Genomic DNA, 23,138 nt, shown 5'->3' on the forward strand with positions numbered 1-23,138 from the left:
CGGCGGGCAAGCCGGCAGTCGCGGATCGGTCGTCCGGTCCGGGCGCACTGCTCGCTGCGGACAGGCGGGGTGGCCGGCGCCGCAGGATGTCCAGGGCCGGGCCGGGCGGCAGGTGTGGCCAGGTGTCGGCCACCGATTCGGCAATGTCGGCGATGGCCGCGTCGAGATTCGAGGTGCCGGGCGGCGCTTCGGGCGTCAGGGCGAGGGGGAGGTCGTCGAAGGGGGAGTATTTCTGCGGCAGTCCCTCAATTGCGACCAGCGTGATCAGGCCGTCGGTGTCCTCGCTCACCTCGGCGATCGTCACTTTGGTCTCGACCACGCGGGCACCGGGGGCTGCGGCCCCGGCCAGGGGCTGCGGCGGGGGCACGTCGTAGAGGACACCGAAGCCGGCTCCGGGCCGGATCGGGCGGCTGCCGCGCCCGGGATGGCCGGTCAGGCGCAGGGTCCGGGCGAAGGTGCGCCGGCCCGCCGGCACCTCCCAGCCGTTGACGACCTCCGCCGCGGTGATGTGCAGGACATCGGCCTGCCCGGCCCACTCGTCGACCGGGTGACGCAGCCGGTCGAAGTGGCGCCACCAGTGCGGCTTCTCTTCGCGCCGGTTGAACTGGACGGCCGCGGCGATCAGGGCGAGGGCCTGCTCGTCGTCGGTTCGCTCGATGTCGCTGATGGTGTCGGTCAGCGCTCGCAGGCGGGCTTCGAGGGCCTCTGCCCGCTCCCACCGCGAGGGCTTGGGCACGGCCTCGGAGGAGGGTGCCGGGGGCTCGGGTGTCGACCCGATCGACGGCAAGACTCCCTCCGCTTCCGCCTGGCCGAGCAGCCAGTCCCGCAACCGGAGCGTGGAGAGGCAGTCGTACTCGTTGTAGGCCCGGATCGCCTCCAGCCGCTGCGCCGCCTCGTCGTGCCGACCCTCAATCCCGGCCTGCACGAACTCGTGATAGGCAACGACCGATTCCCCGCCGGTGGCGACCGATCCCACGCGCAGGTCATCGCCCATATAGAGCGGCTCGAGCTTCTTGATCGAGTAGGAGTCCTGCGAGACGCGCACACCCGCGCGGACGACGGCATACAGATCGACGAGCACGCCGTCCCGGAGCAGCTGATCGACCTCGGCCTCGCCAGTGCCATAGCGCGCCGCGAGGGTCAGCAGACGGGAGCGCTCGTAGTCGGCGTAGTGGTAGATGTGCAGGTTGGGGTACTCCGCGCGGCGCGCCGCGACATACGCCAAGAAGTCGATGAGCGCCTGGCGCTCCTGCGCGCGGTCGTGCGCCCAGAACGCGCGGAAGGGCGGCGCGAGGCCGGGGGAGGCGGGTGTCTCGACGATGCCGAAGAGGTATTCGAGCCCCCATCGCCCCGAGCCGGGCTCGGTCCACATCGGGTCGCCCTCGAAGTCGAAGAAGATGTCACCCGGGCTCGGTGGCGGGATCGCGGCGAGGGCAGCCGGGTCGATCAGCTCGGCGCGGACCTCGCCGGTGGCTTCCTGGGCCAGTTGCAACCGGGCCTGCGCGCGGATGCGGGCGAGGCGGCCGTCGGGCAGGTCCGGGACGGGCTCGTCACGCGCTGCGAGGTCGGCCATCGTGGTCACGCCGGCCGCGAGGAGCTTTTTGCGCTGGCTCGGATAGACTCCCGCGACGAGCAGCACGTCATTGGTCGCCCGCAGCTCGGCGGTGCAGGCCGGGCAACGGCCGCAGGCGTGCACCCCGGGCTCGCCCCACTGCGCCGGCTCGCCGCTGTCCTGGTGGGTGTCGAGGAGCATCAGCACGCGCTCCCGCCGCCCGGCGTAGACCGGCGCGATCACCGACAGCGGGTAGCGCTCACGCTCACCCGACCCGAGTGCAAGGACCACGTCGTCGGCGACGGGGACGCCCATGGCCCATAACTGATCGCCGTATGCCGCGAGCTGCAGCAGTGCCGCGACGCTGGCCGCTCGCGCGAGCTTGGTGTCCCAGACCTGCCAACGCCCGTCGTCGCCGCGCACCAGGAAGTCGGCAAACCCCACGAAGCGCTCGCCGGCGAAGGCCGCCTGATAGACCACGTCGGCCTCGCCCTCGAGCGCCTCGACGGTGTCGGCGGCAGCAGCCTCCAAACCGGGCCGGGTCATCCGTGGCCGCGCGATCTGGACGACGCGCCGCTCGCGGCTCAGCTCGCGCAACACCTGCTGCTCGTGCGCCATCCCGAGGGCCAGGGTCCGTTCGAAGAGGGCGTCCGTTTCGACCTCCTGCGCTTGCCGGTGGCCGAGCACCGCGTCGAAACCCACGAGCAGCCCCCACTCGCACGACGCGGCCTGGCGTAGGTCGCTCGCGCTGATGATGGCCCGGGATTCGCCCGGCATGAGGAACATGCTCGCCACCCTACGAGCCCTCACCGACAGACCCCGCGACGAGTCGCGAGCAGCGCACAGGCCGGGACACCCGCCGAAACGCCGGCCCGAGCGTCGCGCCCCTTCGTCGCCGGAGAGCGACGGCTCGGTCTGAATCCGGTCAGACCCAGCTCGGGAACCACATGTGCATGCGCCAGAAGTTGTAGGGCACCACTTGCGCGGTATAGATCGGCCAGTAGAACGCAAACAACGCCAGCGTCGCCAGGCAGTAGATCCCCACGATGATCAGCCCACGCCGCCGGCGCGGCCAGGGGGCGGTCGCCGGCCCCAGGATCAAGGCGAGGACATAGACCGCGATCAACACGACATACGGCTGGAAGGCGATCGAGTAGAACTGGAAGATCGTGCGGTGCTGCAGGTTGAACCACGGGAGCCAGCCCGCGGCGAGCGCCCCCAGCAGGGCGCCGGCCCGCCAGTCGCGCCGCAGGATCCATTGAAAGAGGCAGATGACGATGCCGGCCGTCGCGAGCCACCAGATGGTGATGGTGCCGAGCGAGGTGATCGCCTTGGAGCATTCGGCGACGGTGCAGCCGTCCTGGCCCAGCTTCGGCCCCTCGTAGAAGAAGGATGTCGGACGCGACATCACCGTCCAGCCCCACGGGTTGGACATGTAGTCGTGCGGCGAGGTCAGCGTCTGATGGAAGTGGTAGGCCTCGGTGTGATAGCTCCACAGCGAGCGCAGCGCGCCAGGGATCCAGTCTGGCCCCGGATGCGTATCGGCCCAGTGCCGCTTGTAGCCGTGGTCGCTCAGGAACCACCCGGTCCACGACGCCACATAGGTCACCATCGCCGTCCCGACCATGGCGACGAAGGCGATCGGCCCCTGGACGACGAGCGCCGAGCTGACCCAGCGCCGCACACCGGCCGCCCGATAGGCCCCCATATCCCACAGCACCGACATCAGGCCGAAGGCGATCAGGAAGAACAGCCCCGACCACTTGGTCCCGGCCGCGAGGCCGAGGAAGAGCCCGGCCACCCACCGCCAGGGGCGGAAGCCGAGGACGGGGCCCCACGTCTCATACGTATGCCGTGACAACCGGCCCACGTGATCGGCCAACCGGCGGCGCATCTGGTCGCGGTCGATGAGGATGCACCCGAAGGCGCACAGGGCGAAGAACATCAGGATGATGTCGAGCAGGCCGGTGCGCGAGTGGACGAAGTGGTGACCTTCAAAGGCAGTCAGGAAGGACGCGAGCGTCCCGAGCAGGGAGGAGGAGAAGAGCCGGCGCGCGATCCGCCCGATGATCAGGATCGACAGCGTCCCGAGCGTCGCGACCGAGAAGCGCCACCCCCAACTCGACGTCGCGCCGAAGATCCACTCCCCGAAGGCGATCACCCATTTGCCGACCGGCGGATGGACGACCATGTCGCCGTTGTCGGTGATGAAGACGTTGAGATTGCCGTGCGTGAACAGCGGATCGACGACCTTGCCCTCGCCCGCCCAGCGCATCTCGACGCCGTATTCGAGCATCGAGACGCCCTGCTTGACGTAGTAGGTCTCGTCGAACACCAACTGGTGCGGCCGGTCGAGCGCCCAGAAGCGCATCAGCCCCCCGAGCACCGCGAACAGCAGGGGGCCGAGCCAGCCGATCAGCCGGTCGGTGGGCCGGAAGCCGAGCAGGCGAGCGCGCAGCTCCTCGGTCCGGGTCACGGGCGTCATCGTATGTTGCCCGCCTGGCTCGCGAGATGGAGCGCGCGTTAGCTGGTGGTTAGGTCGTAGATGCCGGTGGTGGAGGTGACGTAGACATGGCCGTCATCGACGATGGGTGTGCCAGGGATGATCTTGTGGCCGGTGGGGTCGAGGATGGGGGTGGTGGAGAGCAGGGTGCCGGGCCCATCGCGCCCGTGGGGGTGTTCGGGACGGGGGCTTCGCCATTGGCTACGGCCTCTGGCTGGCCCGCAAGCTCGAACTCGGCCACCGCGGCTGACCTCGCTCTCGACCCCGCTCCCCGGCGCACGAGGTGGGTTCAAGAGGCGGATCCGAGGAGAGTGGTGGCGAAGGGGCAGCCTGGCAATCGGCCATCAGCACTGGACGGACAGGCGCCCAACGATTGAGCGCTTTGGGCTGGCCTCGGCCAAGATGACGCGTATGCCGCTCGTTCTCGCCGCCACGCCCATCGGTGACCCGCGCGATGCGTCGGTCCGGCTGGTGTCCGAGTTGGGCACCGCCGATGTCATCGCTGCTGAGGACACCCGCCGCACCAAGCGGCTGTGCGCGGCGCTCGGCGTCGTGCCCGCGGGCCGGATGCTCAGCTATCACGAGCACAACGAGGCCGCCGTCACCGCTGATCTGATCGAGCGGTTGCGGGCGGGGGAGCGAGTGCTGCTCGTCACCGACGCGGGCATGCCGTCGGTGTCCGACCCCGGCTACCGGCTCGTCGCCGCGGCAGTCGCCGCCGATCTGCCGGTCACCTGCTCGCCGGGGCCGAGCGCGGTGCTGATGGCGCTGGCCTTGTCTGGGCTCCCAGTGGACCGCTTCGCCTTCGACGGCTTCCTGCCCCGCAAGCCCGGGGAACGGGCGCGGGTTCTGGCCGACCTCGCCACGGAGCGCCGGACGATGGTCTTCTTCGAGGCGCCGCACCGCACAGCCGCGACCCTCGCGGCGATGGTCGAGGCCTTCGGCGCCGGCCGGCCGGCCGCCGTCTGCCGGGAGATGACCAAGACCTACGAGGAAGTCCGCCGCGGACCGCTGGGCGAACTCGCCGACTGGGCTGCCAACGGCGTGCTCGGCGAGATCACCATCGTCGTCGCCGGCGCGAGCCCGGTCGCCGCCGACCTGCCCACCGCGGTGGGGCAGGTGCGGGCGTTGGTGGGGAACGGCATACGGCTCAAGGACGCGTGCGCGCAGGTCGCCGAGGCGACGGGGTTGTCCAAGAAGGCTCTCTATGACGCGGCCGTCGCGCGCGAATCGGCCTTTCGACGGGCTGAATCGGCCTTTCGACAGGGCTGAACCGGCCTTTCGACGGGGCTGAACCGGCCTTTCGACGGGGCTGAACCGGCCTGTCGACGGGAGGAGGCGCGAGTCGGACCAGCGTGAGAAATAACGTCGTCGACCTAGGCCAGCACCGGCCGGGGGGTCTGGGCGAGCACCAGCGCCAGGGCCCGCGAGGAGTGCCCCGGCCCCCCGGGCCCACACGGAAGGCGGGAGCGCTCGCCGACGCCCCCCATGCGCCTGAGTCAAGCAATAGGTGACCTCGGGCGCCATGAGACCGTCGTCTTGTCCGCGAGGGACACCATCTCCGCGGCAACCCCGACTTCGTCCAACCCGGTCACCTCCGCACGGGTCCGTCACGGGTACACCGGTTTGCCACGTCGACACCGGTCCGGACGGGTGCATCGGTGACGAAGAGGTGTCGGGTGCGGGCCCGGTGTTTCGGCCACCGCGACTACCCGGCCGTGCTCAGCACGCAAGCCCCGGTCCAGGTCCTCGCCTGCTCAAGTGTCGTCATCACCCTGGAAGGGCCGCACCTCCACCGGGCCCTCGCACGCGGCCGAGCCCTTGCGCGCCCACTCCAGTGCCTCCTCGAGGTTCGTCGCCTCGATGACCCAGAAGCCGCCCATCTGCTCCTTGCTCTCGGCATACGGCCCGCCGGTGATCACCGGCTCGCCCTTGCTCGCATCGACCACCGTGGCGGTCGTGATCGGGTGTAGGCCGCCGGCGAAGACCCACGATCCCGCGCCCTGGAGCTCCTCGTTGAAGGCGCCGACCTGGGCGAACATGCGGTCCATGTCCTCGGGGCTGGTCTGCGGGAAGTTCAGGTCGTCGTGCCAGACGGACAGTAGGTACTGAGCCATGGCAGTTTCTCCTCGGTTGAGTCGTGCGGTCGGCCGCCGCCGGGCGGCGGGGCCAGGTCTTTCGGCGTATGCCGCATCCTCACCATCCACGAACCACCCTCGCCCGAAAGGACAGCTCGCACAAAATTCCCTTGCGACAAATCGCCCTCGGCGCGATTAGGCCCCTCCTTCCCTCGTGCCTCAGGCTTGCCGTATGCCGTCCGCCCGCCCCGAGCCCGCCCGAACCCTCGCGCGGGCGACCACGCCACGGGGCGACATCGCGCTCCGGTGCCGCGAGACGCAAGGGGGAGGAACGGCATACGAGCTGATCGTGGGCGGGGTCTTCGCGATGGACACGGTCGACGTCTCCACCGAGGTCGAGCTGGCGCGCTTGGGCCTCGCCGCGTGCGCGCAGCCGCGCCGCGTGCTCGTCGGCGGCCTCGGCCTCGGCTTCACTGCGCGTGCCGTCCTCGAAGACCCGCGGGTGGCAGACGTCGTGATCGCCGAGATCGAGCCGGCCCTCGTCGGCTGGGCCCGCGACGGGCTCGTCCCGACCCTGACCGGGGTCGTCGGCGATCCGCGCGTGCGCCTGCATACCGGCGATGTGGCCGACCTCCTGACCGGTGACGAGACCTTCGACGTCATCCTGCTGGACGTCGACAATGGGCCGTCCTTCCTTGTCCACCAGGACAATTCGAGCCTGTATGCCGATCCCACCCTCGCGCGTGCGCTCGCCCAGCTGGCCCCCGGTGGGGCGCTAGCGATCTGGGCGGCGCAGCCGGAACCCGGCCTCCTGGCCCGCCTCGCTGCCCTGGCCGATCGTCTCGGCGGCCTCGAGGTCCGCGAGATCGCCAGGACGGTCGAGCGTGAGGGACGGACGCTGACCTACGCGACCTACCAGGCCCTCGCGGCAGGCTGAGGCCGCGCGCCGCAGGTCGGAAAAGAAATCCGGCCGCGCTGTCGATTGCGGCCACCCGCGCCCGTCATGGTGGTGAGGACGCGCCCGCGACCTGCCACGAAGACCCGATCACGGAGGATCCGATGAGTCGTTACCTGATGTTGCTGCCCGCCCCCGAGGAGGAGTGGGCGCAACTGCCCGCCGAGGACCATGCCAAGGGGGCCGAAGCCCACCGCCTGTTCAACCAGCGCCTGGGCGCGGGCGGCCACCGGGTGATCGTCGCCGGACCGCTGACCCCATCCGCCGAGGCGATATCGATGCGCCCCGACGGCAGCGGAGGCACCCTGATCACCGACGGCCCGTTCACCGAGTCCCGCGAGCAGATCGTCGGCTTCTATCTGATCGAGAGCGCTGACGAGGTGGGCCTGCGCGAGATCTGCGCGGGCCTGGCGAGCACTGGCGATCTGATCGAACTGCGCCGCCTGGTGGAGGACTGAGCCATGACCACACCGCAGAGGTCGATGACCACGGCAGGCCCCGAGCAGTACGCCATCCTCATCATCGGCGACGCGGACCGGTGGTGGACCACGATGAGCCAGGAGGAACGCAGCGCCGGCTACGCGACCTACGGGCGCTTCGCGCAGTCGCTCGCGGCCCGCGGGCACCGCGTGCTCGGCGGCGCCGAACTGCACCGCACCAGCGAGGCCCGCACCGTTCGCGCCGGAGGATCCGTCAGCGACGGCCCGTTCGCTGAGACAGCGGAGCACGTCGGTGGCTTCTTCCACGTCGAGACCCGTGACTACGACGATCTGCTCGATTGCTGCGGGATCCTGGCCGAACTCGGCGACGGCATCGAGGTGCGCCGTGTCGTGCGCGAAGACGAGCGCGTCCGATGAAGCGCTACGTCTTCCTGCTCGGCACCCGCATGGGCGAGTGGGAGCAGCTGACGCCCGCCGAGCAGGACGAGGTCTATGCCGCCCACGAACGCTTCCACGCCTGGACCGACGAGCGCGGCTACCGGCGGATCTCGGGGGCCCCGCTGGAGGAGACGCCGATGGCGACGACGGTCCGGCACATCGACGGTCGGCGGGAGGTGAGCGACGGGCCGTTCGTGGAGACAACGGAGATCGTGGTCGGCTATTACGACGTCGAACTTCCCGATCTGGACGCCGCCATCGAGGCTGCCGCCCTGCTGCCGCACCGGTATGCCGTCGAGATCCGCCCCGTCGAGGACCTCTCCGGCTCATGAGCCTGCGTCACCCCGTCGAGAGCGCAATTTTCACCTCGAAATGCGAAATCGACTCCTCGCGAGGACGAATGCGGCGCCGCGGCACGCCCGCCGATCGCGGCCGGCTCAGATGTTCATCCGAGGAGGCCGTATGACGTCGGGTGACGGCGGGCGGCATCGCTGCGGCGAGTGCGGATCGGCGAGCCCTGCCGCCTCGGGAAGCGACCCGAACGACGACGCCCTGACCCGGGTGGTGCGCGAGGAGTGGGGCCGCCTGCTCGCCCTACTCATCGCGCACTCCCGGCGCCTCGATCTGGCCGAGGACGCGCTGGCCGACGCCGTCGAGGCCGCCGCCCGGACTTGGCCGCGCGACGGCGTGCCGGCGAACCCGGCGGCCTGGCTGCATACGAGTGCCCGGCGCGTCCTGATCGATCGGCTGCGCACGGAGGCGACGGCGGCGCGCAAAGCCCCGCTGCTCCTGATCGAGCAGCGCGACCGACCCCAGGAGGGCGTGATGATCGACGACGGCAGCGCGGTCGACGACGACACCCTGCGACTGGTCCTCATGTGCACTCACCCGGCACTGGCGCCGGACGTGGCCGCCGCCCTCGCGTTGCGGCTGGTCATCGGCTTGCCGACGGGGGAGATCGCGCGGCTTTTCCTCGTCGGCGAGCCGACGATGGCCGCCCGGATCACGCGCGGGAAGAAGAAGATCGTCGCCGCCGGCATCCCCTTCGCCATCCCCGCGCTCGATGACCTGCCCGAGCGCCTCGACACCGTGGCCCAGGTCGCCTTCATTGCGTTCACCGCCGGGTATGCCGCCGGCTCCGGCCCCGATCTGATGCGCACCGAACTCGCCGGCGAGGCGATCCACCTCGTCCGGGTCGTGCGGTCCCTCGTGCCGGCCAATAGCACTCTCGATGGCCTGCTCGCTCTGATGCTCCTGCAGCACTCACGCAGAGACGCCCGGCTGGATGCGGACGGCGAGATCGTTCTGCTGCCCGATCAAGACCGCAACCGCTGGCACCACAGCGAGATCTCTGAAGCCATCAACCTCCTCGACGCCATCTCCGCCGCGCCCGCGGACGCCTTCCGCCTCCAGGCGCTCATCGCTGCCGAGCACGCTCTCGCCCCGACCTCCGTAGCCACCCGCTGGGACCGGATCGTCGCGCACTATGACGCCCTCCTGATCGCCTTTCCCTCGCCGGCCGCCCGGCTGGCGCGGGCGGTAGCGCTCGCCGAGGCGGCAGGACCCGAGGAGGGACTCGCCGCGATCGCCGATCTCGACGCCGGCGACCTGCCCGGCCACCGCCTCCCCGCGGTCCGTGCGGAGCTGCTGGCCCGTTGTGGACGGCGCTCATCCGCTCTGGCGGCTTTCGATGCAGCGCTCGCGCTGTGCCACAACGAGGCGGAGCACCGCCACCTGATGCAGCGCCGCGCGCAGACCGCTGGCTCTTCCCCAGGCGCGTGACCATTGGCTATGTTTAAGACGTGAACGCAGAGAGCGCCGCACCTGGCTCGCAAAGCTCGCTGCGCGAACGCAATCGCTTCCGGGTCCTCGATGCGCTGACCCGGCTCGGCGCGCTGACCCAGATCGAGATCGCCGAACAGACCGGCCTTAGCCCGGCGACGGTGTCCAATGTCGTCAAGGAGCTCGGCAGCGCGGGAGTCGTCGAGCTGACCCCGAGTGTCCGCAACGGACGACGCGCTGTGAGTGTCTCGCTGGCGACGCCCGACGGCATCCTCGGGGCCATCGTCTTCGGAGACCGCGACGTGCGGGCCGCGGTGGCCGGCACCCCGGACCGGGTCGTCGCGAGCAGTCGTATGCCGCTGCCCGCCGAGCACGCCGCCGACGAGGGCCTGGAGCGAGGAGCGACGTTGCTCTTCGACCTGGTCGAACGGTCTGGTCACAGTCCCCCCGAACTCGTTGCTGTCGGCCTCGGCGTTCCCGCCCCAATCGATACCGTCTCGGGGCAGATCGGTGCCGCTGGCATCCTGCCCGGTTGGCGCGGGATCGAGATCGCGGATGCGGCTGCGGCCTCCCTCAAGGCCCCCGTTCTCCTCGACAACACGGCAAATCTCGCCACGCTTGGTGAAATGAATTCCGGTGCGCTGCAAGGAATCTCTGATGCCGTGCATGTCAAGATGTCCTATGGCGTGGGGGCCGGCCTGGTCGTCAACGGGCAACTCGTGCGCGGCAGTGCCGGCACCGCCGGCGAGATCGGCCATATCTCCATCGACGACAAGGGCGCCGTGTGCCGCTGCGGCAACCGCGGGTGCCTGGACACGGTTGTCGGCTCCGCCGCGATCCTGGAGGCTCTGCGCCCGTCGCATGGGATGCTCACGCTGCGCGATGTGATCAGCAAGGCCCTGGCCGGGGACCCCGGGTGCCGACGCGTGCTCGCGGATGCGGGGGAGTCACTCGGCCTCGCGTTGTCCGCCGTTGTCAATCTGCTCAACCCAGAGGTGATCTCGATCGGGGGACAGATGGCCCGCCTGGGTCCGCTTCTCATCGACCCGGTCCGGCGCGCCATCGAACGCCGTGCCCTGCCCAGCGCCGCCTCGTCGGTCTTTGTGCGCGCAGGGGACCTCGGCGAAGAGTCCGACGTCGTCGGTGCCCTGGTGCTGGCCAGAGAGGTCCAGGACAACGCTCAGCGGGCCGCGTTGGCAGTCACCTGAGGGTCTCGGCAGTCCCGCAGCAAAAAATATTGACTTCAAGTCTTGACTTCAAGGTATGAACCCGGATTCAATGACTTCCGGGCTGCGGCGCTCGACCGCAGCAGGACAAGGAAGTCAGGAGTCACAACGCAATGACCGCCATCCGTGCGACGCGCACGTCGTTCGCCATCCTCGCCGCCGGCTTGACCGCGACGGCACTGACCGCTTGCGGCACCAATAGCGGCACCTCCACGACCAGCGCCGCCGGGGGCGCCTCATCGTCGGCAGGCACGACGTCAGCCGCAACCGACACCGCCAGCCCCGGCGGCGGCTCCGCTGCGGGAGGAAAGATCGCCCTGCTGCTGCCTGAGTCCAAGACCACCCGATACGAGTCCTTCGACCGGCCGCTCTTCGAAGCGGCCGTCAAGGCCGACTGCGCCGACTGCGAGGTCCTCTACTCCAACGCCGACCAGGACGCGGCCAAGCAGCAGCAGCAGGCCGAGGCGGCTCTGACCCAGGGCGCCAAGGTGCTAGTCCTCGATGCGGTTGACGGCAAGTCGGCACAGACCATCGTCGCCAACGCCAAGAGCCAGGGTGTCAAGGTCATCGCCTATGACCGCTTCGTGGCCGGCAGCGACTACTACATCTCCTTCGACAACAAGAAGGTCGGCGAGTTGCAGGGCACCGGCCTGGTCGACGCCCTCAAGGCAGCCGGCAAGACCAGCGGCGACATCGTGATGATCAACGGTTCTCCGACGGACGCCAACGCGGCCGACTTCAAGGCGGGCGCGCACAGCGTGCTGGATAAGTCGGGCTACAAGATCGCTGCCGAATACGACACCCCCGACTGGAGCCCGGACAAGGCGCAGGCGTGGATGGAATCGCAGTTGTCGGCCGTCAAGTCGGGCCTGGTGGGCGTCTATGCCGCCAATGACGGCACCGCTGGTGGCGCGATCGCCGCCCTCAAGGGTGGCGGTGTCAGCCCGCTGCCTCCGGTCACTGGCCAGGACGCCGAGATCGCTGCGATCCAGCGGATTCTCGCCGGCGACCAGGCATTGACGATCTACAAGGCCATCAAGCCCGAGGCCGAGGGCGCCGCCCAGGCCGCGATCGCTCTCGCCACCGGCCAGACCCCGGCCACGTCCGGGGACAAGGAAGGCGTGCCGGCGACCTTGCTCGAGCCCATTGTCGTGACCAAGGACAACATCATGGACACGATCATCAAGGACGGCTTCTACAAGGCCGCTGACATCTGCACCGGTGACTACGCGTCCGCGTGCACCGCTGCCGGGATCAAGTAGGTCCGTCCCCGATCCCGCCGAGCAGCAACCCTCCAACGAAGTGAGTCACCGATGACCACCACCTCTCCGGCTCAGCCGGTCTTGTCGATGACGGGTATCTCCAAGCGCTTCGGCGCCGTGCAGGCCCTCAAAGACATCGACTTCGACGTCCGCCCCGGAGAGGTGGTGGCCTTGGTCGGCGACAATGGCGCTGGCAAGTCCACTCTCGTCAAGGCGATCGCCGGGGTCTACCAACCCGACGAAGGACACGTCACCTTCGACGGCGCGAACGTGACGATCTCCTCGCCCGCCGAGGCCCAGCGGCTCGGTATCGCGACCGTCTTCCAGGACCTCGCCCTGTGCGACAACCTCGACGTCGTCGCCAATCTCTTCCTCGGCAGCGAGGTCACCTCGACCGGCATGCTCGACGAAGTCGCCATGGAGAAGGAGTCCTGGCGGTTGCTGCGCGAGTTGTCGGCCAAGATCCCCAGCGTCCGGATTCCGATCGCCAGCCTCTCCGGTGGCCAGCGCCAGACGGTCGCCATCGCCCGGTCGCTGCTGGGCAAGCCCAAGGTGGTCATGCTCGACGAGCCGACGGCAGCTCTTGGCGTCGCACAGACGGCCGAGGTGCTCAATCTGGTCGAGCGGCTGCGCGAGAACGGCCTCGGCGTCATCCTCATTTCTCACAATATGTCCGACGTGATGGCGGTGGCCGACCGGGTCGTCGTCCTCCGGCTCGGTCGCAACAATGGCGAGTTCCGGGTGGCCGAGACCACCAGCCAGGAAATCATCGCTGCCATCACCGGCGCCACCACGAATGCCGTCTCCGAGCGCGCTGCGCGCCGGGACGCTGTGCCCGCGGCGCACCTGACCGACGACCAGGACCACGCCACTCAGGAGCACCAGTGAGCACCCCACCCACCACCACCGACCCGACGATGGCTATCCCCGCCGACCGCCAGGACGAGCGCTTCCTCGCCGACGAGGGCCTGGCCGGGTGGGTCAAGGGATCAATCTCGAGGCTGCGCTCCGGAGACCTCGGCTCACTCCCGGTCGTCATCGGCCTGATCCTGATCTGGGGAGTCTTCTTCGTCCTCAACGACGCCTTCCTCTCCAGCCGCAACCTGGTCAACCTCACCTTGCAGATGGTCCCGACCGGCACCATCGCCATCGGTGTGGTCCTCGTCCTGCTTCTCGGCGAGATCGACCTCTCCGTCGGATCTGTCAGCGGCCTGTCCGGCGCCGTCCTCGCCGTTGGTTTTGTCAACCACGGCTGGACGTCCGGTATGGCGGTGGGGCTGGCACTGTTGGTCGGCGTCGCCATCGGCGTGATCTACGGTCTGCTGTTCAACCGCTACGGCGTGCCCAGCTTCGTCATCACCTTGGCTGGCTTGCTCGCCGTCCTCGGCCTGCAGATCAAGGTGCTCGGCAAGGACGGCACCATCAACCTCGCCTTCACCTCCGACATCGTCCAGTTCGCCAGCCAGAAGTTCGTCCCGGACGCCGTCGCCTATGCCCTCGTCCTGCTCGCTGTCGGTGCCGCGTTCCTCGCCAAGCTCGCGCAGGGCCGCCGGCGTGCTGCGGCCGGGCTCTCGGCTGTGCCCCCGTCCGTCGTCCTCGTCCGCACGGGACTGCTCGGCCTGATTCTGCTGCTTGCTGTTTACATCCTCGGCCGGGACCGCGGAGTCAGCTATATGGTCCTGACGTTCATCGCCCTCGTCGTGCTCACCGACCTGCTGGTCCGTCGCACCCGGTGGGGCCGCTCGGTGATGGCGGTCGGTGGCAATGTCGAGGCCGCCCGCCGCGCTGGCATCAATGTCAAACGCATCTATCTGACCGTCTTCGCGTTGAGTTCCTTCTTCGCGGCCCTCGGTGGGATCTTCGCGGCCGCGCGTCTGGCATCCGTCAGCCAGAGCAGCGGCGGCGCCGATACCAACCTCAACGCCATCGCAGCGGCCGTGATCGGTGGCACGAGCCTCTTCGGCGGGCGGGGGTCGGCCTACTCGGCCCTGCTCGGCATCCTCGTCATCCAGTCCATCTCCAACGGCCTCGGCCTGCTCTCGCTGGACACCAGCTACAGGTTCATGGTGACCGGCGGCGTGCTGCTGCTCGCTGTGATCATCGACAGCCTCTCGCGTCGCAGCCGGGCGGCGCACGGGCGCGCCTGACCGGCATACGGACTCCGTCCGGGGCGGGGTGGCCAGGCGGCGCCCACCCCGGATCGGCGTTTTGGGAGTGCTCGGCACGCCGCTCGGTGACAAATCGGTGAAATCTCACACCGCCTGCCGGCGACCCTGCGCGCGCGGTGTCGGTGCGGCACGATAGTTTGCCCAGGTGGCAACCTCGACCCTCCCCGTAGCGAAACCGGCCGTGCGGTCATCGATCGGCCTGAAGATCCTGATGGCCGTGACCGGCCTGATCTTCCTCGGCTATGTCGCCCTGCACGCCTACGGCAACCTGATGGTGCTTGGGGGTGCCGAGAAGTTCAACACCTACGCCCATCACCTGCGCACCATCGGGATGCCGATGCTTCCGTATGGCGGCCTGCTCTGGATCGTGCGCGTCGTGCTGATCGGGAGCTTGGCGCTGCATGCCTACTCGGCGTTCACGCTGTGGAGCCGCGCCAATGGCGCCCGCAGCACCCGGTATGCCGTGAAGAAGGCCGCGGCTTCCAGTCTCGCCTCCCGCACCATGCGGTATGGCGGCGTGGCCCTGCTGCTCTTCGTGATCTTCCACATCCTGCACCTGACCACTCACACCATCCACCCGCAGGGCAAGGTCCCCTCGCCCTACGAGAATGTCGTCGGCAGCTTCGAGATCTGGTGGGTGACGCTGATCTACGTCCTGGCCGTCACCGCCTTGGCGTTCCACCTCTTCCACGGGGTGTGGAGCGCGTCGCAAACGCTCGGGCTTACCTCCTCAGCCGCCGCGCGCACTCGGGCCAAGGCGATCTCGCACGCCGTCGGCGGGCTGATCTGGCTTGCCTTCCTCATTCCGCCGATGTCGATCCTCTTCGGGATCGTGAAGAAGTGAGTGATATGACCGACCTGATGACCCCCGAAGGCGTCGACGCCGACTACTACCGCGTGGGCGAAGAGATCGCGGATACCAAGGCCCCGGCCGGCCCGATCGCCGCGAAGTGGACCTCGCGCAAGTTCGACGCCGCCCTCGTCAACCCGGCCAACCGGCGCAAGCTGTCGGTCATCATCGTCGGCACCGGCCTGGCCGGCGGCGCGGCGGCCGCCACCCTCGGCGAGGCCGGCTACCACGTGAAGTCCTTCTGCTACCAGGACTCCCCGCGCCGCGCCCACTCCATCGCCGCCCAGGGCGGCATCAACGCGGCCAAGAACTACAAGGAGGACGGCGACTCGATCTATCGCCTCTTCTACGACACCGTCAAGGGTGGCGACTACCGCTCCCGCGAGACCAACGTCTATCGCCTGGCCGAGGTCAGCGCCAACATTATCGACCAGTGCGTCGCAGCCGGCGTGCCCTTCGCACGCGAATACGGCGGCCTGCTGGACAACCGCTCCTTCGGTGGCGTGCAGGTCTCGCGGACCTTCTACGCCCGCGGTCAGACCGGGCAGCAGTTGTTGATCGGCGTCTACCAGGCCCTGGAGCGGCAGGTCGCCGCGGGCACGGTCGAGATGTACACCCGCCACGAGATGCTCGAGCTGATCGTCGAGGACGGCCGCGCCCGCGGCATCATCGCCCGCGACCTGGTGACCGGCGAGATCGAGACCCACCTCGCCGACGCCGTCGTCCTCGGCTCCGGTGGCTACGGCAATGTCTTCTTCCTCTCCACCAACGCCATGGGTTCCAATGTCACGGCCGGATGGCGGGCGCACCGTAAGGGCGCCTATTTCGCCAACCCGTGCTACACCCAGATCCACCCGACCTGCATCCCGGTGTCCGGCGACCACCAGTCCAAGCTGACCTTGATGTCCGAGTCGCTGCGCAATGACGGGCGCATCTGGGTGCCCAAGCGCCGCGAGGACTGCGAGAAGGACCCGCGCACCATCCCCGAGCAGGACCGCGACTACTACCTGGAGCGGATCTACCCCGCCTTCGGCAACCTGGTGCCGCGCGATATCGCCTCGCGCCAGGCCAAGAACATGTGCGACGAGGGCCGCGGCGTCGGCCCGCTGGTCGGTGACTTCCGGCGCGGTGTCTATCTCGACTTCGCCGACGCGATCGCCCGCCTGGGGCGCCCGGCGGTGGAAGCGAAATACGGCAATCTCTTCGATATGTATGCCCGCATCACGGGCGAGAATCCGTATGAGACGCCGATGCGGATCTACCCCGCCGTCCACTACACGATGGGCGGGCTGTGGGTCGATTACGACCTGTCCTCGAATATCCCCGGGCTCTTCGTCACCGGTGAGGCCAACTTCTCCGACCACGGCGCCAACCGCCTCGGGGCGAGCGCGCTGATGCAGGGTCTGGCGGACGGCTACTTCGTGCTGCCCAACACCATCCGCGACTACCTCGCCAAGGGGCCTTACCCCAAGCTGGACGCGGATTCCCCGGCGGTCGCCGAAGCCCGGCGCTCGGTTGAGGAGCGCACCCAGCGGCTGCTCGCGATCAATGGCGAGCGGTCCGTCGACTCCTTCCACAAGGAACTCGGCCACATCATGTGGGAGTACTGCGGGATGGAGCGCACCGAGACCGGTCTGATGAAGGCCATCGACCTGATCCGGTCGCTCCGCGCCGAGTTCTGGCGCAATGTCCGGGTGCTCGGGTCGGCCGACACGCTCAACCAGAGCCTGGAGAAGGCGGGCCGGGTCGCCGACTTCCTCGAGCTCGGTGAGCTGATGTGCATCGACGCGCTGCACCGCCGCGAATCCTGCGGTGGCCACTTCCGCGCGGAGAGCCAGACCGAGGACGGCGAGGCGTTGCGGCACGACGACCAGTTCCTCTATGTCGCCGGCTGGGAGTATGCCGGCTCCGGTGACGAGGGCGGTATGGCCGCGCCCATCCTCCACAAGGAACCGCTCGTCTACGACGCCATCGCCCTGAAGCAGCGCAGCTACAAATAGCCCACAGGGGGCTCCGCCCCCCGACCCCCCCCAACGACACGAACCATCCCCACGGCAAGGACATCTGACGTGAATCTCACCCTGAAGATCTGGCGCCAGGACGGCCCCCGGGCTCGCGGCGAGCTGGTGACCTACCAGGTCAACGACATCTCGCCCGATATGTCCTTTCTGGAGATGCTCGATGTCCTCAACGAACGGCTCAACGCCGAGGGCGCCGAGCCGGTCGCCTTCGACAGCGACTGCCGCGAGGGCATCTGCGGCATGTGCGGCCTGATGATCTCCGGTGACGCGCACGGGCCCGAAAAGACCACCACGTGCCAGTTGCACATGCGCAGCTTCAAGGACGGCGAGACGATCACCATCGAGCCGTGGCGCGCCGATGCCTTCCCGATCATTCGCGATCTGGTCGTCGACCGCAGCGCCTTCGACCGGATCATCCAGGCGGGCGGGTTCATCTCGGTCAACACCGGCTCTGCGCCCGACGCGAACGCCACGCCCGTGCCGAAGCCGAAGGCGGACCGGGCCTTCATGGCCGCCGAGTGCATCGGCTGCGGTGCCTGTGTCGCGGCTTGCCCGAACGCTGCGGCGATGCTCTTCATGGGCGCCAAGATCACCCACCTCGGTGAGCTGCCCCAGGGGCAGCCGGAGCGGGCGATGCGTGTCCAGGCGATGGTTGCCCAGCACGACCAGGAAGGTTTCGGCGGGTGCACCAATATCGGTGAGTGCTCGGCGGCCTGCCCCAAGGGCATCCCCATGGACGTCATCAGCCAGCTCAACCACGACCTGCGCAGGGCCGGCAGCGGCAAGTTCTGAGCCGGGGCAGTTACCGTGTCCGTCATGACGGACGGGGAGCTGGAGCAGGTCGCCGATGAGGTCCGGGAGTTCTGGGATGTCGCGCGGGTCAAGGCCCGGCTGAACGATCTGGAGATCTACACCGGCGTCACGGGTCTCGGTGCCCTGCAGCCGCCGGCGTGGGCCTTCGGCGCCACCCCCGAACAGGCCGACGCGCTACTCGCGCTTGTGCTGGACGGCACCAAGACGGCGACCGCTGGCGCCCTGTGGGACTACGAGGCGCTGGAGGAGGAGGTGCCGCGCCCGGGAGACCTCGCGATCATCCTCGACGGCGCGGCCAAACCCCGGGCGTTGATCGGGATGACCGAGGTCGAGGTCGTGCCCTTCGACCAGGTCAGCGCCGAGCACGCCCACGCCGAAGGTGAGGGCGATCGCTCGCTGGACACCTGGCGCGCGATCCACCAGGCCTTCTTCACCGAGTATGCCGATCATGACCGGGGCTTCGCCGCCGACATGCCGGTCGTCTGCGAAAGCTTCCGCCTTCTCTACCCGACCCCGCGCAACGCCTGACCGCCCCGGTCGAAAGTCCGGTTCAGCCCCGTCGAAAGGCCGGTTCAGGCCCGTCGAAAGGCCGGTTCCGCATGCGCAGAGAGTCACCCAATGTCTCGACGGGACGTCCGTCAGGATAGGCCGAGATCAAGCAGAGGGCGCGCTGGTCACGCGGACGGCGGCCGCCGGCATACGGGCTCCGAGAGCGGCGATCAAGGCGGCACCTGCGCCCGCGACCGCGACCATGACAATCCACACACTGAACCGGTCGTGCGCCAGCAGACCGAGGAGCAGCACGGGCGCCGCGATATTGGCGGCATTCCAGGACAGCTGATAGGCGGCCAGACAGCGCCCGCGCAGGGCCTCGGGCGCCGCCTCGACCGCCACCGTGGACAGGGGCGGCCCGCCGAGCACTTCGCCCAATGTGTAGATCGCGACGGCCAGAAAGATCCCCGCCGTGGCGGCGTGCAGTGACAACCACCCGCACGCCGCGAGCGCGGCGAAACCCACGGCATACAGCCCCTGTCCGAGCGCAATGACGCGGAAGCGGCGATGGCCATCCATCGCGCGCACGATGAGTCCCTGACCGAAGCCGACCAGCACGGTGTTGACCGTGAGCAGTGCACCGCTGACCCAGCCGGCCAGGCCCAGGGTGGTCACCGCATACACGGGCATGGCGACGATGAGCGAGATCGTGCACAGGGCATAGGCGCAGTTCGTCACGATGAGCACCAGATAGGGCCGATCGCGCACGACGGCGCCCCACGATCCGGCGAGCCTGTCGGAAGCCGCGACCGCGCCAGCCGCGCCGTCGGCAGCTGCGTCCCCGACGGGGGCATCGGCGATAATCCGATGCCCGGCCCGGACGCGTAGCAGCACCAGGAAGGCGAGCACATAGCTGGCCGCATTCGCCAGGACTAACGCCCGGAACGCACCCGCCGTCCCGATCTGCAACACCGCGCTCGCGACGACCCCGCCGAGCGCGAAGCCGATATTGCGCAACGCCCCGAGGAAGCCGAACCAGACCTCGCGCTCGCCCTCGTCGGTGGCCGCGGCGACCATGGGGGAGTAAGAACTCCAGAAGGCGCTCTGGCCGATCGCGGCCACCGCGCCGACGAGCGCGATCGCGACGGCGCTCTGCGCCAGCACATAGGCGCCGTATCCGACCGCCTGGATCAGGTTCGACGCGAGCAGCACGGTCCGGGCGCCGAAGCGGTCCACGAGATCACCCGAGACCAGGATGAAGGGAATCGCGATCGCCCCGGCGACGCCGAGAGCCAGCCCGACATCGGCCATCGGCACGTCAGTGGTGCGCAGGAAGAACAGGATCGAGACCGGCATGAAGACCCCACTGCCGAGCGCGTCGATGCCGATGCCGGTGACGAGAGCCAGGTGCGCCGACGCATCCGGAAATCCGAGGCGGCGCAGCACCCCGAGATTGTGTCAGGGCGCGCCGACCGCCTACGACCGATTTCCCCCGCGGTGAGCGCGATCAGAGCCAGGACAGGTGCGACTTCAACAGTGCATAGCCGACGAAGGAGACGATGTCGAGGATCGTATGTGCGATCACCAGCGGCAGCACGCGTCGCGTGCGCGTGTAGACGGCCCCGAAGACCAGGCCCATCACCAGATTGCCCACGAAGCCGCCGAACCCTTGATAGAGGTGGTAGGCGCCCCGGATCACGGCCGACGCCACGATCCCGAGCGCCGGACTCCACCCCGCCTGCCGCCAGCGGGTCAACAGATAGCCGACCATGACGACCTCTTCGAGGATGGCGTTCTGCGCGGCAGCCAGGACGAGCACCGGGATCGTCCACCAGTGGTCGGCGAGATTGGCCGCCGCGATGCTCGTGTTGACGCCGAGAGCGCGAGCGGCGAGATACAGCCCGAGGCCCGGTATGCCGATCACCCCGGCGAGCGCGGCGCCCATCAGCAGATCGCGCGCCGGCTGGCGCGCGTCGAGCCCGATCAGGGCGGGCGCGGCCGGGTCGTCGCGGCGCATCAGGTGCAGCGCCAGCAGCGCCGGCACCACGCCCAGCCCGATGGGTACCAGCTGATAGGCCAGATCGAGCCAGGGCCGGTCCGGGGTGATCGAGGAGTTCATGGTGGTCGTCTGCGCGCTGAGCGCGACCTGCTTGGTGAGCTTGTCGATCAGGCTCAGCAGCGACCACAGGGCCGACGCGCCGAGCGAGACCCCCAGCACCAGCCAGGTCTCACGCACCAGGGTGGGACGAGCAAGCCCGGTCCGCGGAAGCGGACCGGGCGGCAAGTGGCGGGCAAACGGCATACGGGCAAGTGTGCCCGCGGTTGCTGAAGCCCCGCTGGACGCCGACGACCGGCGCGGCCGGATCAGTGGCCGAGGACGAGGTGGCGGTAGTAGGTCGGGACGGACTCTTGCCGACGCCCGCGAAGCGTGTGGTTGCGGACGACGGCTTCGCCGCCGAGGGCAAGAACGGAAGCAGCGAGAAGCGCGCCGGCGATGCCGATGACAACGGTGAAGAAGGTGACGACGGCGGCGAGGGAGGTCATGAGGCCCATGTGAAGCACTCCTTTGAGTGAACTACAGATGTAGTGGTTCTGACAGATCAAGACACTACACCTGTAGTTGCACAGAGTGCAAATCACGATGGCCAGGCGGGCTGCGTGACCCGCGCCACGCGCGCGACAATGGCCGCATGCCGCTCACCGCCCCCGCCGATAACGTCGAAATCGCGCGAGCGACCGGGCGGCGCAAGGATCTCCTCGACGCAGCGGTGTGCGTCGTCAGCCGTGGTGGCCTGCGTGCGTTGACCCACCGGGCGGTCGACGCCGAGGCGGGCGTGCCCGAAGGGTCGACCAGCACCTCCTATCGCACCCGGATCGCCCTGCTCACCGCGTTGACGGCACACGTGTCGTGGTTGCTCGCCGATCGCATCGAGGCGACCGCGACGCGCGTCGAAGCCTTCGACGAAGAAGACGATGCCCTGCGTCAGCGGCTGATCATCGACGAGGTCGTCCGTCTGCTCGTCGGCCATGTCACCGAGACCGAGTTGGTCGCCGTCCAGGCCGAGCTGGCGTTGGAGAGCGTGCGCACGCCGGAGCTGATGGCGATGTTCGGATTGTGGCGGGTGCGCCTGGTGGCTCTCGTGGAAGGTATTGCGGTCCACGTCTCGCGCCGGCACGCGGCCGAACGCGCCGAGGTCACCGTCGCGGCCTTCCAAGGGGTGCTCCTCAGTTCTCTGCCCCTGCCGAGGTCCGAACGCGCGGCCTATGTCGAGCGCGCAACGCGCCAGTTGATCGACTTGCTCGCCGCCTGAGCGAGAGGGGTGGGAGCCGGGCCACGCGCAGCGACGCTAAGGCGTGGCGAGGACGATCCGGCGTTGTGACGCCGAACGGGTGTCAGGCGTAGGTGACGCCGGCGTCGTCCAGGCGCTGCCGGCGGTTCTTGCGCCAGCGGTGCACCTTGCGCCAGAGCCAGAATAAGAGTCCGAAAAGGATGGCGAGCGCCACGATCACCAGGATCGGGATGAAGATCGCGATCAGGGACAGGCCGATCGAAGCGCCGTCCTCCATGGTGGAGACGACGGGTGCACCCGCGCCGAGAGTTCCCGCATTGATCGCGGGTCTCGCCGCCATTTTCCCGGAGTGCACCAGTCCCGAGACGACGATGCCCAGCACGACACCGATCCATTGGTGCGACTGCATCCATGCCGAGTTGTCTAGGTCGCTCGCCGCGGTCGTCGCGGCGAAGATCAGCCCGCCCATGCTGGGCCGGATGAAGGTCTGGACGGTGTCGTTGATCGTGTCGATGGCCGGGATCTTGTCGAGCACCACCTCGCTGACCAAGAGCACCGCGCCGATGGCGATGGCCCAGGTGGATTCGATCCAGGCGAAGCTCGCGGGCAAGGAGATGATGTCGGTGAATCGCGCGAGCAGCGCGACGATCATGAACGGGATGTAGGCGTTCAACCCGGCGGCAGCCGAGAGACCCATCCCCGTCAGGGCGGCGATCATGGGGTGAGCGTAACTTTCTTCGACTCGGCACCGGCCGAGAACGAGCTGGCGCAGGATGCAACGTCCCTGATTGCCCGGCTAATCCCGGACACGCCGAAGGCCGGCACCCCTCAAGCTGGGGATGCCGGCCTTCGACGCACATGTCCGCGACGCCGTTGTCGCGGCCGATCGGCTTACTTGTACTCGAAGGCGTACGGGTAGTAGACCTTTTTGGTGCCGACCGGGCACTGCGCCTGGCTGTAGCCCGTGCCCTGGATGCGCCAGACGTCCTTCTTCATGAACGTCGCGCCGCTCGGTCGCTTGCACTTCACGACGGCCCGGAAGACCGTGCCGGGGATGGATGCCGGGCAGGTCACGCGAATACCGCGCGTGATGTACCGAACCGGGCAGCTGACTGCCGAGTTGGTGGCCGAGACGCCGCTCTCGGGAGCAGTGGTGCTCGCCGACGCGGACGTGGCCATCCCGATCCCCATCGAGCCGGCCAGGGCGGCGCCCGCAAGGGCTCCGGTGATGCGCTTCATGGTGTTCCCTCCTGTTGTGCAGCCGGGCA

The 23,138-nt window shown here is 68.8% G+C and carries 23 protein-coding genes; 15 read left to right on the forward strand and 8 right to left on the reverse strand.

Annotated elements, in window-relative coordinates; all coding sequences use genetic code 11:
• Positions 1 to 2,338: TM0106 family RecB-like putative nuclease (locus PKH97_RS01310; RefSeq protein ID WP_324385592.1), on the reverse strand; the 2,338-nt coding region annotated here is incomplete at its 3' end.
• Between the two features lie 139 nt (positions 2,339 to 2,477).
• Complete coding sequence (locus PKH97_RS01315) at positions 2,478 to 4,037, reverse strand: phospholipid carrier-dependent glycosyltransferase (protein ID WP_324385593.1); 1,560 nt, start codon at positions 4,035 to 4,037, stop codon at positions 2,478 to 2,480.
• Positions 4,038 to 4,457: 420 nt separating this feature from the next.
• On the opposite strand from PKH97_RS01315, the gene rsmI reads away from it, so the two are divergent.
• Positions 4,458 to 5,327 carry a 16S rRNA (cytidine(1402)-2'-O)-methyltransferase gene (gene rsmI, locus PKH97_RS01320; RefSeq protein ID WP_324385594.1) on the forward strand — a complete coding sequence of 290 codons (870 nt, stop codon included), beginning with the start codon at positions 4,458 to 4,460 and terminating at the stop codon, positions 5,325 to 5,327.
• 485 nt (positions 5,328 to 5,812) lie between these two features.
• Here the strand turns inward: rsmI and PKH97_RS01325 are convergent, their stop codons facing one another.
• On the reverse strand, positions 5,813 to 6,172 hold the full coding sequence (locus tag PKH97_RS01325; RefSeq protein WP_324385595.1) for a YciI family protein: 360 nt from the start codon (positions 6,170 to 6,172) through the stop codon (positions 5,813 to 5,815).
• Positions 6,173 to 6,365: 193 nt separating this feature from the next.
• Between PKH97_RS01325 and PKH97_RS01330 the strand changes: the two genes are divergently transcribed.
• The 13 genes from PKH97_RS01330 (at position 6,366) to PKH97_RS01390 (ending at position 18,616) form a co-directional block, all read left to right on the forward strand.
• Positions 6,366 to 7,070, forward strand: a complete 705-nt coding sequence (locus PKH97_RS01330) for a spermidine synthase (protein ID WP_324385596.1) — start codon at positions 6,366 to 6,368, stop codon at positions 7,068 to 7,070.
• 122 nt (positions 7,071 to 7,192) lie between these two features.
• Positions 7,193 to 7,546 carry a YciI family protein gene (locus PKH97_RS01335; RefSeq protein WP_324385597.1) on the forward strand — a complete coding sequence of 118 codons (354 nt, stop codon included), beginning with the start codon at positions 7,193 to 7,195 and terminating at the stop codon, positions 7,544 to 7,546.
• 3 nt (positions 7,547 to 7,549) lie between these two features.
• On the forward strand, positions 7,550 to 7,945 hold the full coding sequence (locus PKH97_RS01340) for a YciI family protein (RefSeq protein WP_324385598.1): 396 nt from the start codon (positions 7,550 to 7,552) through the stop codon (positions 7,943 to 7,945).
• Complete coding sequence (locus tag PKH97_RS01345; protein WP_324385599.1) at positions 7,942 to 8,298, forward strand: YciI family protein; 357 nt, start codon at positions 7,942 to 7,944, stop codon at positions 8,296 to 8,298. The genes PKH97_RS01340 and PKH97_RS01345 overlap by 4 nt, the downstream gene beginning before the upstream one ends.
• Positions 8,299 to 8,428: 130 nt before the next feature.
• Positions 8,429 to 9,748, forward strand: coding sequence for a DUF6596 domain-containing protein (locus tag PKH97_RS01350; RefSeq protein WP_324385600.1), 1,320 nt, complete (start codon positions 8,429 to 8,431; stop codon positions 9,746 to 9,748).
• A 20-nt stretch (positions 9,749 to 9,768) separates the two neighbouring features.
• Complete coding sequence (locus PKH97_RS01355) at positions 9,769 to 10,956, forward strand: ROK family transcriptional regulator (RefSeq protein ID WP_324385601.1); 1,188 nt, start codon at positions 9,769 to 9,771, stop codon at positions 10,954 to 10,956.
• A 131-nt stretch (positions 10,957 to 11,087) separates the two neighbouring features.
• Positions 11,088 to 12,236 carry a substrate-binding domain-containing protein gene (locus tag PKH97_RS01360; protein WP_324385602.1) on the forward strand — a complete coding sequence of 383 codons (1,149 nt, stop codon included), beginning with the start codon at positions 11,088 to 11,090 and terminating at the stop codon, positions 12,234 to 12,236.
• A 51-nt stretch (positions 12,237 to 12,287) separates the two neighbouring features.
• Positions 12,288 to 13,124 (forward strand): ATP-binding cassette domain-containing protein, encoded by an 837-nt coding sequence (locus PKH97_RS01365; RefSeq protein WP_324385603.1) that lies wholly within the window; start codon positions 12,288 to 12,290, stop codon positions 13,122 to 13,124.
• Positions 13,121 to 14,383: a sugar ABC transporter permease gene (locus tag PKH97_RS01370; RefSeq protein WP_324385604.1), complete on the forward strand. Its 1,263-nt coding sequence runs from the start codon at positions 13,121 to 13,123 to the stop codon at positions 14,381 to 14,383. The genes PKH97_RS01365 and PKH97_RS01370 overlap by 4 nt, the downstream gene beginning before the upstream one ends.
• Positions 14,384 to 14,549: 166 nt before the next feature.
• The gene (locus PKH97_RS01375; protein WP_324385605.1) at positions 14,550 to 15,248 is read left to right on the forward strand and encodes a succinate dehydrogenase cytochrome b subunit; all 699 of its coding nucleotides are present in this window, start codon (positions 14,550 to 14,552) and stop codon (positions 15,246 to 15,248) included.
• Between the two features lie 5 nt (positions 15,249 to 15,253).
• Positions 15,254 to 17,254, forward strand: a complete 2,001-nt coding sequence (locus tag PKH97_RS01380) for a fumarate reductase/succinate dehydrogenase flavoprotein subunit (RefSeq protein ID WP_324385618.1) — start codon at positions 15,254 to 15,256, stop codon at positions 17,252 to 17,254.
• A 69-nt stretch (positions 17,255 to 17,323) separates the two neighbouring features.
• The gene (locus PKH97_RS01385; RefSeq protein ID WP_324385606.1) at positions 17,324 to 18,067 is read left to right on the forward strand and encodes a succinate dehydrogenase/fumarate reductase iron-sulfur subunit; all 744 of its coding nucleotides are present in this window, start codon (positions 17,324 to 17,326) and stop codon (positions 18,065 to 18,067) included.
• Between the two features lie 24 nt (positions 18,068 to 18,091).
• The gene (locus PKH97_RS01390; RefSeq protein ID WP_324385607.1) at positions 18,092 to 18,616 is read left to right on the forward strand and encodes an ASCH domain-containing protein; all 525 of its coding nucleotides are present in this window, start codon (positions 18,092 to 18,094) and stop codon (positions 18,614 to 18,616) included.
• Between the two features lie 126 nt (positions 18,617 to 18,742).
• Here the strand turns inward: PKH97_RS01390 and PKH97_RS01395 are convergent, their stop codons facing one another.
• From PKH97_RS01395 to PKH97_RS01405, 3 genes are all read right to left on the reverse strand, one after another.
• Positions 18,743 to 20,026, reverse strand: coding sequence for an MFS transporter (locus PKH97_RS01395; protein WP_324385608.1), 1,284 nt, complete (start codon positions 20,024 to 20,026; stop codon positions 18,743 to 18,745).
• Positions 20,027 to 20,087: 61 nt separating this feature from the next.
• On the reverse strand, positions 20,088 to 20,882 hold the full coding sequence (locus PKH97_RS01400) for a type II CAAX endopeptidase family protein (protein WP_324385609.1): 795 nt from the start codon (positions 20,880 to 20,882) through the stop codon (positions 20,088 to 20,090).
• 62 nt (positions 20,883 to 20,944) lie between these two features.
• Positions 20,945 to 21,133: a hypothetical protein gene (locus tag PKH97_RS01405; protein ID WP_324385610.1), complete on the reverse strand. Its 189-nt coding sequence runs from the start codon at positions 21,131 to 21,133 to the stop codon at positions 20,945 to 20,947.
• 137 nt (positions 21,134 to 21,270) lie between these two features.
• Here PKH97_RS01405 and PKH97_RS01410 point away from each other — a divergent pair, with 137 nt between their 5' ends.
• Positions 21,271 to 21,891 carry a hypothetical protein gene (locus PKH97_RS01410; protein ID WP_324385611.1) on the forward strand — a complete coding sequence of 207 codons (621 nt, stop codon included), beginning with the start codon at positions 21,271 to 21,273 and terminating at the stop codon, positions 21,889 to 21,891.
• A gap of 82 nt (positions 21,892 to 21,973) precedes the next feature.
• On the opposite strand, the gene PKH97_RS01415 is transcribed toward PKH97_RS01410, so the two are convergent.
• Together PKH97_RS01415 and PKH97_RS01420 are read right to left on the reverse strand one after the other, a co-directional pair.
• A complete protein-coding gene (locus PKH97_RS01415) occupies positions 21,974 to 22,588 on the reverse strand; it encodes a DUF4126 domain-containing protein (RefSeq protein WP_324385612.1) in 615 nt (204 codons plus the stop codon).
• A gap of 173 nt (positions 22,589 to 22,761) precedes the next feature.
• On the reverse strand, positions 22,762 to 23,138 hold a 377-nt coding region (locus PKH97_RS01420), incomplete at its 5' end, for a hypothetical protein (RefSeq protein ID WP_324385613.1).

The sequence above is a fragment of the Nostocoides sp. genome (assembly GCF_035343835.1).
In the GTDB taxonomy this organism is placed as follows: domain Bacteria; phylum Actinomycetota; class Actinomycetes; order Actinomycetales; family Dermatophilaceae; genus Nostocoides_A; species Nostocoides_A vanveenii.